The sequence below is a fragment of the Streptomyces sp. NBC_01476 genome (assembly GCF_036227265.1).
GTDB lineage: Bacteria > Actinomycetota > Actinomycetes > Streptomycetales > Streptomycetaceae > Actinacidiphila.
The window spans coordinates 4,491,894-4,504,867 of record NZ_CP109446.1; the positions used below are offsets into that span (position 1 = coordinate 4,491,894).

Below are 12,974 nucleotides of genomic sequence, written 5' to 3' on the forward strand. Positions count from 1 at the left end.
CACATCTCCGGTGCAGCGGGCTGCCCGCCGCGTCCGTACGGACCGGCCGGCAGCGTACCGGAGACCCGGGCGGGCTCACCGGTAAGGTGCCGCGCGCACAGTCCGCCGTGAGACCGTGTTCCCCGTGAACGTGCTGGACGTCCTGCTCATCCTCGCCGCTGTCTGGTTTGCCGTGGTCGGCTACCGGCAGGGCTTCGTCGTCGGCATCATGTCGGTGATCGGCTTCCTCGGCGGCGGCCTCGCCGCGATCTTCCTGCTCCCGGTGATCTGGGACAAGGCGACCGACAGCGCCACGCCCGGCTCGGTGGCGGTGATCTCCGCGGTGGTCATCGTGATCGTGTGTGCGTCGGTAGGACAGGCGTTCACCACGCACCTGGGCAACAAGCTCCGCGGCCGGATCACCTGGTCGCCCGCCCGGGCGGTGGACGCCGGCGGCGGCGCGCTGGTGAACGTGGCGGCGATGCTGGTGGTGGCCTGGCTGATCGGCAGCGCGCTGGCGACCACCACGCTGCCGACGATAGGGCGCGAGGTCCGCACGTCGAAGGTGCTGCTCGGGGTCTCCCAGGTGGTGCCCGCCCAGGCCGACACCTGGTTCGACAACTTCAGCACGACCCTCGCCCAGAACGGCCTGCCGCAGGTCTTCGGCACCTTCGGCTCCGAACCGATCACCTCGGTGCCCGCCCCCGACCCCGCGCTGGTGCGCAGCTCGGTCGTCACCGACGCCCGGCGCAGCATCGTCAAGGTGGTCGGCACCGCCCCGAGCTGCGGGAAGGTGCTGGAGGGCTCCGGTTTCGTCTTCGCCAAGGACCGCGTGATGACCAACGCGCACGTCGTCGGCGGGGTGAACGAGCCCACCGTGCAGGTCGGCGGCAAGGGCAGGCTGCACGACGCACGGGTGGTGCTCTACGACTGGCAGCGCGACATCGCGGTGCTGGACGTCCCCGGCCTGGACGCGCCCTCGCTCTCCTTCACCACCAGCGACGCGCGCTCCAAGGACGATGCGATCGTGGCCGGCTTCCCGGAGAACGGCAGCTTCGACGTCCGCGCGGCCCGGGTCCGCGGCCGGATCGAGGCCAGCGGCCCGGACATCTACCACCGCGGCACCGTGCACCGCGACGTCTACTCGCTCTACGCGACCGTCCGCCAGGGCAACTCCGGCGGCCCGCTGCTCACCACCGACGGCAGGGTCGCCGGCGTGGTCTTCGCCAAGTCGCTGGACGACGCCAACACCGGCTACGCGCTGACCGCCGACGAGATCGCCCCGGACGCGGACGCGGGTGCCACCGCGAGTCACCAGGTGGACACCGAGGGGTGCGCGCTGTGAGGCGCCTCAGTCGCGGGGATGCCGCAGCCGGGCGCTGACCCACCGGGCTCTGCGCCCGAGGATGCGGGGGATACCGAGCCGACTCTCCTCCGGCGGGAGTACGGCCATGGGAGCCGCGCTGTCGGCGACGGTGAAACCGCTGCGGCGATTGCGTGATACGTCACGGTAGTCGTGCGTCCAACCCATACGAAGCTACGTGCCCGCGCCTCTTGGTCGGTAATCGCCCTTCGGTCGCCCGATTGGCTTATGCGCCCGGCATTTTGACCGATCATGCAACAGGTGTACGAAAGCCGCACCGCGGGGCGTAACCGGTGCCGTAGAAGTGGCTCCTGCCCCGTCCGGGCGCGGGCATGCCGCATCCGCCGCGGAACCCCGTCCTGACGCGGCCGCCCGCGTGCCCGGAGGGACCGCCCGCCCGGTGTCAGCGGTCGGGTTCGGGGTCCTGCAGCCAGTTGATGAGCTCGGTGGAGAAGGCCGCCGGGTCCTCCTCGTGCGGGAAGTGCCCGAGGCCGTCGAAGAGCCGCCAGCGGTACGGCGCCTCCACGTACTCCCCGCTGCCCGCCACGTTCCGGGTGCCGATCGCCGGGTCGAGCGAGCCGTGCATCTGCAGCGTCGGTACCCGTACCGGCCGCTTCATCCGCCGGTTGAACTGGAGACCGTCCGGCCGGGCCATCGACCGCACCATCCAGCGGTACGGCTCGACGGCGCAGTGCGCGGTGGACGGGATCTGCATCGCCCGCCGGTAGACGTCCACCGTCTCCGGTTCCGGCAGCTGCGGACCGGACCAGCCGGAGACCAGCTTGCCGACCAGTGCCGAGTTGTCCGCGACGAGCTGGCGCTCGGGCACCCACGGCCGCTGGAAGCCCCAGATGTACGCGCCCGACTTGCTCTGCCGCAGATCGGTGAGCATCGCGGTGCGCCAGCGGCGCGGGTGCGCCATCGAGCAGACCGCGAGCCGGCGCACCAGCTTGGGGCGCATCGCGGCCGCCGTCCAGGCGAGATACCCGCCCAGGTCGTGCCCGACGAGCGCCGCGTCCGGTTCACCGAGCGAGCGGATCACCCCGGTGACGTCGAGCGCCAGGTTCCCCGCGTCGTAGCCGCGCGGGGTGCGGTCACTGCCGCCGACCCCCCGCAGGTCCATGGCCACCGCGCGGAACCCCGCGTCGGCGAGCGCGGTCAGCTGGTGCCGCCACGTCCACCAGAACTGCGGGAAGCCGTGCAGCAGCAGCACCAGGGGGCCGTCGCCCATCTCGGCGATGTGGAAACGGGCGCCGTTGGCGGCCACGTCCCGGTGTGTCCAGGGTCCGTCGATGCGCGGCACGGGGCCGGGCGGGTGGTGCGGATCGTGCGACCCGGCCGGCCGGGCGGCGTCATTCATGCCCCGAGCGTGTCACATCCGGGCGTCGGCCGTCTTGGCGTCAGCTGCCTCCAACGCCTTGACGCCGGTGGGCTCCAGCGGTCGCGGGTGCGGCTTCGCCTTCTGCAGCACGGCCGCGGTCTCCTTGGCGGAGCTGATGGAACGCTCCGGCTTCTTCACCTTCTTGAAACGGCCGTACGCCAGCAGCCCCAGCACGATGGTGACGAGGACGAAGAACCCGAACACGATGCCGAAGGACGCGTCGAGCGGCAGCCCGGTCCTGTGCAGTGCGTACGCGCTCGCCATCGAGAACATCGGGACCGCGAAGACGGCCGCGGCCAGTGCCACGACCAGCGCGAGGCTGCCGAGGCCCGCGCGCTTGGCGTCCTCCCGCAGTTCCGCCTTGGCCAGCGCGATCTCGTCGTGCACCAGGGCGGACATCTCCGCCGTGGCGGCGGCGATCAACTGCCCGATGCTGCGCCCGTCGCCGTGGTCCTCCGGGGCTGGGCTCATCGCGTCCTCCGTCGTCGATCCTGTCTGGGCCGGTCCGCTCCGGTCCGTCCCCCGATCATGCCTTACGGTGCGTCTTCCCCGCCGCTGTCCCTGGCCACTTGGGCGAGCCTGCGATGTTCCGCGGCTTTGCGTTCCAGGATCTCGGCCATCCTGAGGTGGTAGGCGGGGGTGTCGCGTTCGTAGATGTCCGGGATGCCGTCCTCGTCCTCGTCCCGCTCCTCCTCCTCGGTGAGCGCGCGGTAGCGGTTGTTGCGCAGTTTGAGCAGGGTGCCGGCCAGCACCGCGGAGATCAGCGACCCCAGCAGGACCGCGGTCTTGGACTCCTCGGCGAGCAGCGGGTCGTCGGTGAAGGCGAGTTCACCGATCAGCAGCGAGACGGTGAAGCCGATGCCGGCCAGGACCGCCACCGCCAGGACGTCCGGCCAGCGCAGGTCGGGGTTGAGCCGGGCCCGGGTGAAACGGGCCGCCAGCCAGGTGCCGCCGAACACGCCGACCGCCTTGCCGGCCACCAGTCCGAGGAGCACGCCGAGCGTCTCCGGCCGCTTGAAGACGTCCGCGAGCGCCCCGGCGGAGACCGTCACCCCGGCGGAGAAGAGCGCGAAGAGCGGCACCGCGAGCCCGGCGGACAGCGGCCGTACCAGGTGCTCGATGTGCTCGCCGGGGGAGTGCTCCTCGCCGTCCCTGGTGGTGCAGCGCAGCATCAGGCCCATCGCGACGCCCGCGATGGTGGCGTGCACCCCGCTGTTGAGCATCAGCGTCCAGATCACCAGCGCCAGCGGCACATACACGTACCAGCCGGGTACGCCCTTGCGCAGCAGCAGCCAGAAGAGCGCCAGACCGGCGGCGGCGCCGAGCAGCGGCCAGTAGTGGATCCGGGAGGTGTAGAAGATCGCGATGATCAGGATCGCGAAGAGGTCGTCGACGACCGCGAGGGTGAGCAGGAAGGCCCGTACGGCGGCGGGCAGCGCGGTGCCGATGACGGCGAGCACGGCCAGTGCGAAGGCGATGTCGGTGGCGGTGGGGACCGCCCACCCCTTGAGGGAGCCGTCGCCGGCCAGGGCGACCACGGTGTAGACCAGCGCCGGCACCGCCATGCCGCAGACCGCCGCGATGACGGGGAGCGCGGCGGCGGAGACCTCGCGCAGTTCACCGGCCACCAGTTCGCGCTTGAGCTCCACGCCGGCGACGAAGAAGAACACCGCGAGCAGCCCGTCGGCGGCCCAGTGGGCGACGGACAGGTGCAGGCCGAGCGCGGACGGCCCGAGGTGGTAGCCGGCGGCCGATGTGTAGCTGTCATGGCCGGTGTTGGTCCAGATCAGGGCGGCGACGGCGGCGAGCAGCAGCAGGATGCCGCCGACGGTTTCGGCACGCAGGGCGTCGGTGATGGTGTTGCGCTCGGGGAGCGGCAGGCGGCCGAGGAGAACGGCGGTACGGGCGCGGGGCGTGCCGGGGCCGGGAGGCGGCGCTGCGGACTCGGGCACGGGGGCGACCTCCTGGGGGTCAGCGCCCATTGTCTCCGGCGGCAGATCGCGGGGCGTCCTGGACTTCGCCCGAACGGGTGAGGGGCGCCCGGTGACCGGGCGCCCCTCGGTGTGCGGCTGAGTGCGGGTCAGTCCTCGCTGGGCGCGGACGGCAGCTTGCTCTGGATCAGGTCCATGACGGTGGAGTCGGTGAGCGTGGTGACGTCGCCGAGCTCCCGGTTCTCCGCGACGTCGCGCAGCAGGCGGCGCATGATCTTGCCGGAGCGGGTCTTGGGCAGCTCCGAGACGATCAGGATGCGCTTGGGCTTGGCGATCGGGCCGAGCGCCTTGCTGACGTGGTCGCGCAGGTCGCCGGCCAGCTCCGCGCTGTCCTCGGCGGTGCCGCGCAGGATGACGAAGGCGACGATGGCCTGTCCGGTGGTCTCGTCGGTGGCGCCGACCACCGCGGACTCGGCGACCTTGGGATGCGAGACCAGCGCGGACTCCACCTCGGTGGTGGAGATGTTGTGACCCGAGATCAGCATGACGTCGTCCACCCGGCCGAGCAGCCAGATGTCGCCGTCGTCGTCCTTCTTGGCACCGTCACCGGCGAAGTAACGGCCCTCGAAACGCGACCAGTAGGTGTCGATGTACCGCTGGTCGTCACCCCAGATGGTGCGGAGCATCGACGGCCAGGGCTCGGTGAGCACCAGGTAGCCGCCGGAGCCGTTGGGCACCTCGTTGGCCTCGTCGTCCACCACGGTCGCGGAGATTCCGGGCAGCGGGGTCTGCGCCGAACCCGGCTTGGCCTGGGTGACCCCGGGCAGCGGGGAGATCATGATGGCGCCGGTCTCGGTCTGCCACCAGGTGTCGACCACCGGGGTGCTGCCGCCGCCGATGTGCTCCCGGTACCAGACCCACGCCTCGGGGTTGATCGGCTCGCCGACGCTGCCCAGCACCCGCAGGCTGGTCAGGTCGAACTTCGCCGGGATGTCGTCACCCCACTTCATGAAGGTGCGGATCGCGGTGGGCGCGGTGTAGAGGATGCTCACCTTGTACTTCTGCACGATCTCCCAGAACCGGCCCTGGTGCGGGGTGTCCGGGGTGCCCTCGTAGATGACCTGGGTGGCGCCGTTGGAGAGCGGGCCGTAGACGATGTACGAGTGGCCGGTGACCCAGCCGATGTCCGCGGTGCACCAGTAGACGTCGGTCTCCGGCTTGAGGTCGAAGACGGCGTGGTGGGTGTAACTGGCCTGCGTGAGGTAGCCGCCGGAGGTGTGCAGGATGCCCTTGGGCTTACCGGTGGTGCCCGAGGTGTAGAGGATGAAGAGCGGCTGCTCGGCCTCGAACGCCTCGGGGGTGTGCTCGGCGGACTGCCGGCCGGTGATCTCGTGCCACCAGATGTCGCGGCCCTCGGTCCAGGCCACGTCCTGGCCGGTGCGGCGGACCACCAGCACGTGCTCGACCTGCGGGGTGCGGGAGACCGCGTCGTCGATGGCCGGCTTGAGGGCGGAGGGCTTGCCCCGGCGGTAACCGCCGTCGGCGGTGATGACGAGCTTGGCGTCGGCGTCGTCGATCCGGGAGGCGACCGCGTCGGCGGAGAAGCCGCCGAAGACCACGGAGTGCGCGGCGCCGATCCGGGCGCAGGCGAGCATCGCGACGACGGCCTCGGGGATCATCGGCAGGTAGACCGCTACCCGGTCACCCTTTTCGACGCCCAGCTCGGTCAGCGCGTTGGCGGCGCGGGAGACCTCGTCCTTCAGCTCCGCGTAGGTGATGGCGCGGCTGTCGCCCGGTTCGCCCTCGAAGTGGATGGCGACCCGGTCGCCGAGACCGGCCTCGACGTGCCGGTCGACGCAGTTGTAAGCGACGTTGAGCTTCCCGTCCGCGAACCACTTGGCGAACGGCGGGTTCGACCAGTCCAGCGTCTGGGTGGGCTCGGTCACCCAGCTCAGGCGGCGGGCCTGCTCGGCCCAGAAGCCCAGCCGGTCGGCCTTGGCCTGTTCGTACGCCGCCGCCGTGACATTGGCCGCGGCGGCCAGTTCGGCCGGGGGAGCGAACCGCCGCTCCTCCTTCAGCAGGTTGGCCAGGCTCTCGTTGCTGCTCACGCCAGCTCCTTGTCAGGGTGTCCCAGATGTCCCAGCACTACCTCACCAGTCCTGAGTCACCCTGACAAGGGCCCTCGGTGAAAATGGTTTAGACCTTTGTGGCAAGGCCCTCCTGACCAGCGGGTCCGACGCTCCCGTCTGTTCCTCCCGGTGCTTTGCCGGACGTCCCGGGCGGCGCGAGCGGGGCGGCGTCCGCCCGGACCGCGGTGAACACGCTCGTCGTCCGGTCCACGATGTACGCCTGCGCCTCGGCCACATGGAAGTACATGCCGTGCAGCTGCAGGCTGCCCTCCCCGACCCGGCGGGCCACGCACGGGTGCGCCATCAGGTGTTCCAGCTGCGTCATCACATTCACCAGCGCCAGGCGTTCGTGGTCGTCGGCGATCGGGCGCTCGGCGAGCGCCACCTGGCCGCGGCCCAGAGGTCCGGTCCGGCCCAGCCGCGCCAGGCTCGGCCGGCCGTGCCGCAGCCAGCGGGCCAACGGGGTCTGCGCGCCCGGTTCGCGGTCGGACCCCAGCAGGGCCGCCATCGCCCCGCACCCGGAGTGGCCGCACACCGTGATGCTGGAGACCTGGAGCACGTCCACCGCGTACTCCACGGCTGCGGCCACCGAGTCGCAGGACGCGTCGGAACCCGGTGGCGGCATCAGATTGCCGACGTTGCGGACGGTGAAGAGGTCTCCCGGGCCGCTGGAGGTGATCATGCTGGTGACCAGCCGGGAGTCCGCGCAGGTCAGGAAGAGCTGGCCGGGGCTCTGCCCCTCTCGGGCCAGCCGGGCCAGCTCCTCGCGGACCAGTGGGGCCGTGTTGCGCTGGAAGGCGCTGACGCCGCCGAGCAGTTGGCCGCCGCTGGTCGCCGGGCCGGGGGCCTGGCGGGTGCAGTGGTGGTTGCGCCACGGTGTCCAGGGGCGGCAGGCGTGCGCGCTGACCGGTTCGCTGACGGTCCGTCCGGCGCCGTCGCCCAGCACCGCCTGGCCGCCGCGTGAACGGTGCCGGGCGCACCAGGAGCGCAACGCCTCATAAGCGGCGTGGTCCATGAAGGAGCCGTCCAGCTCCACCACCACGTTGGCGTCGTCCGGCACCTGGGCGAAGGCCCGGCTCAACCGGGGTACCGCCAGGAACGTCAACTGCCCGGTCACCCGCACCCGGTGGCAGCCGGGCTCCTCGGTGACCGTCACCCGGGTGTGCGTGAGCCTGCGCAGCGCCAGGAAGACGGCGACCGCGCCGCCCGCCAGCACGCCTTGCAGCACACCGAAGAACACCACGGTGCCCACCGTGGCCGCGTACACCGGGAACTCGCGGTGCCGCTGGATGTGCCGGATGTGCGCGAAGCTCACCATCCGCACGCCGACCAGCATCACCAGCGCGGCCAGTGCGGCGAGCGGGATCACTTCCAGCGCCCAGGACGCCGCACCGGCGCAGAGCAGCACCCACACGCCGTGCAGCACCGTGGCCCGCCGGGTGCGGGCGCCGGCTTCCACATTGGCCGAGCCGCGCATCGCCCCGCCCGCGATCGGCATACCGCCGAGCACGCCGGAGGCCAGGTTCGCGGCACCCTGGCCGAGCAGTTCGCGGTCGAGGCGGGCCGGCGGGGCGCCCGGGCCGGGGCGCTGCGCCTGGAGGGCGTCGACGGCGACCGCCGACAGCAGGGATTCCATGCTGGCCACCAGGGTGACGGTGACCACCGCGGCGAGCACGCCGAGCACCGGGCCCTCCGGCAGTGTGGGCAGCGCGGGGGCGCTCCACCTGGGCAGGTCCACTCGCGGCATCGACAGGCCGATGCTGGCGGTGGTGGCCAGCACAATGGCGGCCAGCGGTGCCGGGACGGCCCGCAGTGCCCTGGCTCTGCCGCGCAGCCGGGGCCAGCCGAGCAGCACGGCCACGGTCAGGGCGCCGATCACCGGGGTGGTGGGGTGGCTGTTCATCAGCTGGCCGGGCAGGGCCGCGATGTTGGCGGCGGCTGAATTCTCCGGGCTGCCGCCGAGCACCACATGCAACTGGCCGACGGCGATGACCGTGCCGATACCGGCGAGCATGCCGTGCACGATGGCGGGGCTGACGGCCAGGGCGGCTCTGGCCACCCGCAGCACGCCGAGCAGCAACTGGGCCAGCCCGGCCAGCACGGTGATCGCACAGGTGGCCCGCCAGCCGTACCGCTGGACGAGATCGGCGGTGACCACGACCAGGCTGGTGGCAGCGCCGCTCACCTGGAGCGGGGTGCCGCCGAGGCAGCCGGCCACGATTCCCCCGACGGCCGCGGCCACCAGACCGGCCTGCAGGGGCGCTCCGGTGGCGAGCGCGAGGCCGAGCGAGAGGGGGACGGCGAGCAGGAAGACGGTGATCGAGGCGGAGAAATCGGAGCGGAGGGATCTGTCCGCCTTGGGGGAGCTGTGGGGTCGGTGGGCGGTGACGCGGTCGGGTAGCTGGAGTCTCATTTCCCGTCTCCTTCGGTGGACGGCGGGAGGTGGTAGCGCGACGCCATGTCATCGCTACTTCCAAGGGTCGGTAAATGGAGAGTAATGGACCGAATGCGGAGAGTGAAGTCCAGAGGTCCGATCGGGAGGTTATTTACCGCCTACGAGTGAATTGTCAGACTTTCGCGGAGGGTGCTGAGGTCACGATCGGTGACCGGTCCGCAGGGGGTGGGGGCGCTCAGGTACGGGGTGCGCGGGTCTGTCGGGCGCGGGGGCGGGCGGGGCTGGCCGGGGCGGCCGGGGTCGGCCGGGCAGTCGGGGCGGGCGGACGTGCCCGCCGGCCGGTGCTGGGGCCGGCCGTGGGCCGGTGGACGTCAAAGGGTGGCCGGGAAGTCCTCCCGGCCACCCCGCTGCCCCGTCGGGGCTACGCGCCCGCTGCGACAGCCGGGAGCGACTCGCCCAGGACGAAGCCGGGGTCGATCTGGTCCGCCAGGTCGGCGCCGGTCCTCGCGTTCCCCCAGCTCTCGGCGTTCCGCTGGTGGAAGTGCACCATCTGGCGGGTGTAGCGGTCCCAGTCCCTGGTCTCGTACGCCTTGTCGGCGCGCTCGTGCATGGTGCGCAGCGCCCGCTGGTTGGCCTCCTCCAGCAGTGCGAACCGCGGGGGCCGGCCCTTCTCCATGGCCCGCACCCAGTCCGAGTGGCCGACGGTGACCAGCAGGTCGTCCCCCACCTCGGCCTGCAGGAAGGCAACGTCGTCCTCGCCCTGCACCTTGTTGCCGACCACTGCGAGATTGACGCCGAAGTCGCGGGCGTACTCCTTGTACTGGCGGTAGACGGCCACCCCCTTGCGTGTCGGCTCGGCGACCAGGAACGTCAGGTCGAAGCGGGTGAACAGCCCCGACGCGAAGGAGTCGCTGCCCGCGGTCATGTCGACGACGAGGTATTCGTCCCGGCCGTCCACCAGGTGGTTGAGGAGCAACTCCACCGCGCCGACCTTGGAGTGGTAGCAGGCCACACCCAGATCCGACTCGTTGAAGGGGCCGGTCACCATCAGCCGGGCGCCCGAGCCGTCGCTCCGGCCACCGCCCTGATTGACCTCCTCGCTGCCCTTGTCGCTGCCCTGAACGCCTTCCCGGCCGCCGTCCAGTGCGACCGCCAGGGCACAGGCGGTATAGACCGGGTTCTCCTCCCGCAACCGCAGCAACCGTGAGCCCCGGCCGGGCGGGGTGGTCTTGATCATGGCCTCGGCCGACGCGATGCGCGGGTTGGCGCCGCGCAGATACTCCTTGATCTCCGGCAGATGGGCGCCGAGCGCGGGGAGCGCGGCGGCCTCCTCCTCATCAAGGCCGAGCGCGGGGCCGAGGTGCTGATTGATGTCCGCGTCGATCGCGGTGACCGGGACGCGCGCTGCCGCGAGGTGGCGGATGAACAGCGACGACAGCGTGGTCTTGCCGCTGCCGCCCTTTCCAACGAAAGCGATCTTCATGTTCGGTAAGGGTAGTGGCGGCGGCTCCCGCGAGGCCCCAAGGGAGTGGGGAAGGCCACTCGAACGTGGTCGTCTCCCCCCTCAACGGGTGCGTAGGGTCGGAAGCATGGCTACGAACGCAGCTTCCTCCTCCGCCCCCGGACCGGCCGGGCCGGCCGACCCGCTGGCCGTACTCGGCGCGCTCCCGGGCGTGCCCGAGGCGGTGGAGTCGGTACGGCAGGCCGTGGACCGGGTCTACGGGCACCGGGTGATGCGCCGTCGTTCCAACGAGGTGGCCTCCGAGGCGGCCCTGCGGGGCGCCCGGGCCTCGGCGGCGCTGGCCGGCGCCGACTGGTCGCTGGAGGAGGTGCGCCGGCGCAGCGACTTCTCGGCCGACGACCAGGCCCGCACGGTCGGTGCGGCACTGCGGCTCACTGCCGAGGCGGGCCAACTCCTCGGTGTCTGGCGGCAGTCGCCGGTCCAGGCACTGGCCAGGCTGCACCTGGTGGCGGCCGGCGGCGCCGCCGAGGAATCCACCGTGGGCCGTCCGCGGCTGACCGGGGAGCCGGTGGCCGAACCGCTGGTGGGGATCGCGGAGCTCCCGCTGCCGGAGCCGAGCGAGGTCAACGCCCGGCTGGACGGGCTAGCCGGGCTACTGCGCTCCGGTACTTCCGCCCCCGCGCTGGTGGCCGGCGCGGTAGTGCATGGCGAACTCCTCTGCCTGCGGCCCTTCGGCTCCTTCAACGGCCTGGTCGCCCGCGCCGCCGAGCGGATCGTGCTGGTCGGCAGCGGACTCGACCCGAAGTCCATCTGCCCGGCCGAGGTCGGCCACGCGGAACTGGGCCGTGCGGGCTATCTCAAGGCCCTTGAGGGGTACGCCTCCGGCACGCCCGAGGGGATGGCCGAGTGGATCGCGCACTGCGGCCGGGCGCTGGAGCTCGGGGTGCGGGAGAGCGTTGCCGTCTGCGAGGCGCTCCAGCGGGGCGCGGCCTGACCGACGCGGACGGTCGCCGACCGATGGTCACCGGCTGATGGCCGGAGGCGGGGCCCGACCGGTGCGGTGGACGGCTGTCGGGCTGTCCCGGCTGTCGGGAACTGTCCGGGCGGAAGTGCGGCGGCACCCATGGATGCCGCCGCTGGGCACGTCCGTCGGGTTACCAGTGCGTGCTCGCGTTTCGCCTCATCAGGCCGGGGTCTTTGCCCGTCACCTGGTGCGGCTGGCCCGGTTGGCGGGTCGGCTACGCGTGGGTGCCCGATTTCCGTGCTCGGTCCGTTTGGCCTACTGCTGTGAACTGCGGTCTTCCTCCCGGAAGTCCGTGGTCGCGCGGGCCGCTACTTCTTTTCTACCGCCGCCCGGCGGGAGGCGGAACCCCTGGCTGCACTTTTTACTTTTAGGTTCAATCAGGACATAACCATGGGCCGCCTGCGGCGTGCGGCCAGCCACACCAGACCCGCGGTGGCCGCGGCGGCCCCGACCGCGGCGACTGCCAGCGCCGGCCCGGTCGGCATCGACAGGGACGGGATCCGCTGGTTCAGCCGCACCGGACGGCTGAAGGTGAGCACCGGCCAGTCGCGGGCCACGGCCTCTTTGCGCAGCGCGCGGTCCGGGTTGACCGCGTACGGATGACCGACCGTCTCCAGCATGGGAATGTCGGTCACCGAGTCGCTGTAGGCGAAGGACCTCTCCAAGTCGTAGCCCTCGGACTCCGCCAGTCCGGCGATGGCTTCGGCTTTCGCCGGACCATAGACGTAGTGTTCGATCTCGCCGTTGTAGGCGCCGTCCTCGACAACCATGCGGGTGGCCACTACATGGTCCGCGCCGAGCATCTCGCCGATGGGCTCGACGACCTCAGAACCGGAAGCGCTGACGATCACCACATCGCGGCCGGCCGCGTGGTGTTCCTCGATCAGCGAGGCCGCCTCGTCGTAGATGATCGGGTCGATCAGGTCATGCAGCGTCTCGGCGACGATCTCCCGCACCTGCTGCACATTCCAGCCCCGGCACAGTTCGGAGAGGTATTTGCGCATGCCCTCCATCTGGTCGTGATCCGCACCGCCGACCAGGTACACGAACTGGGCGTACGCGGTGCGCAATACCGCCCGTCTGTTGATGAGACCGCCGTGGTAGAAGGAGCGCCCGAAGGCGAGGGTGCTGGACTTGGCGATCACGGTCTTGTCGAGATCGAAGAACGCCGCGGTGCGCGGTGGCAGGTGGTTTTCCACGTGACGAGCATAGGCAACCACCATTCGGCGTAGTCTCAGGCGCGTGGGTTTGCCTGCGAGGGCCTTCGGGTACACCATGGAAGTCACGGATCGTTCGCGACCGTGCTAACC

General features: G+C 71.4%; 10 protein-coding genes. 2 read left to right on the top strand and 8 right to left on the bottom strand.

What is annotated here, in order from left to right:
• The first annotated feature begins 124 nt into the window (after positions 1-124).
• Positions 125-1,324, top strand: a complete 1,200-nt coding sequence (locus OG552_RS19620; RefSeq protein WP_329134695.1) for a MarP family serine protease — start codon at positions 125-127, stop codon at positions 1,322-1,324.
• 6 nt (positions 1,325-1,330) lie between these two features.
• Here the strand turns inward: OG552_RS19620 and OG552_RS19625 are convergent, their stop codons facing one another.
• From OG552_RS19625 to OG552_RS19655, 7 genes are all read right to left on the bottom strand, one after another.
• Positions 1,331-1,510 carry a hypothetical protein gene (locus tag OG552_RS19625; protein ID WP_329134697.1) on the bottom strand — a complete coding sequence of 60 codons (180 nt, stop codon included), beginning with the start codon at positions 1,508-1,510 and terminating at the stop codon, positions 1,331-1,333.
• 235 nt (positions 1,511-1,745) lie between these two features.
• The gene (locus OG552_RS19630) at positions 1,746-2,702 is read right to left on the bottom strand and encodes an alpha/beta fold hydrolase (RefSeq protein WP_329134699.1); all 957 of its coding nucleotides are present in this window, start codon (positions 2,700-2,702) and stop codon (positions 1,746-1,748) included.
• 12 nt (positions 2,703-2,714) lie between these two features.
• The gene (locus tag OG552_RS19635; RefSeq protein WP_329134702.1) at positions 2,715-3,194 is read right to left on the bottom strand and encodes a phage holin family protein; all 480 of its coding nucleotides are present in this window, start codon (positions 3,192-3,194) and stop codon (positions 2,715-2,717) included.
• Positions 3,195-3,256: 62 nt separating this feature from the next.
• Complete coding sequence (gene nhaA, locus OG552_RS19640; RefSeq protein WP_443070977.1) at positions 3,257-4,675, bottom strand: Na+/H+ antiporter NhaA; 1,419 nt, start codon at positions 4,673-4,675, stop codon at positions 3,257-3,259.
• A gap of 128 nt (positions 4,676-4,803) precedes the next feature.
• Entirely contained in the window at positions 4,804-6,762 is a 1,959-nt protein-coding gene (acs, locus tag OG552_RS19645; RefSeq protein WP_329134705.1) for an acetate--CoA ligase, read from the bottom strand.
• Positions 6,763-6,850: 88 nt separating this feature from the next.
• Positions 6,851-9,196, bottom strand: a complete 2,346-nt coding sequence (locus OG552_RS19650; protein WP_329134707.1) for a SulP family inorganic anion transporter — start codon at positions 9,194-9,196, stop codon at positions 6,851-6,853.
• Positions 9,197-9,599: 403 nt separating this feature from the next.
• The gene (locus OG552_RS19655) at positions 9,600-10,661 is read right to left on the bottom strand and encodes an ATP-binding protein (RefSeq protein WP_329134709.1); all 1,062 of its coding nucleotides are present in this window, start codon (positions 10,659-10,661) and stop codon (positions 9,600-9,602) included.
• A 106-nt stretch (positions 10,662-10,767) separates the two neighbouring features.
• Here OG552_RS19655 and OG552_RS19660 point away from each other — a divergent pair, with 106 nt between their 5' ends.
• Positions 10,768-11,634 (top strand): oxidoreductase, encoded by an 867-nt coding sequence (locus OG552_RS19660; protein WP_329134711.1) that lies wholly within the window; start codon positions 10,768-10,770, stop codon positions 11,632-11,634.
• A 407-nt stretch (positions 11,635-12,041) separates the two neighbouring features.
• Here the strand turns inward: OG552_RS19660 and OG552_RS19665 are convergent, their stop codons facing one another.
• The gene (locus tag OG552_RS19665; RefSeq protein WP_329134712.1) at positions 12,042-12,887 is read right to left on the bottom strand and encodes an HAD family hydrolase; all 846 of its coding nucleotides are present in this window, start codon (positions 12,885-12,887) and stop codon (positions 12,042-12,044) included.
• Between the last annotated feature and the right edge of the window lie 87 nt (positions 12,888-12,974).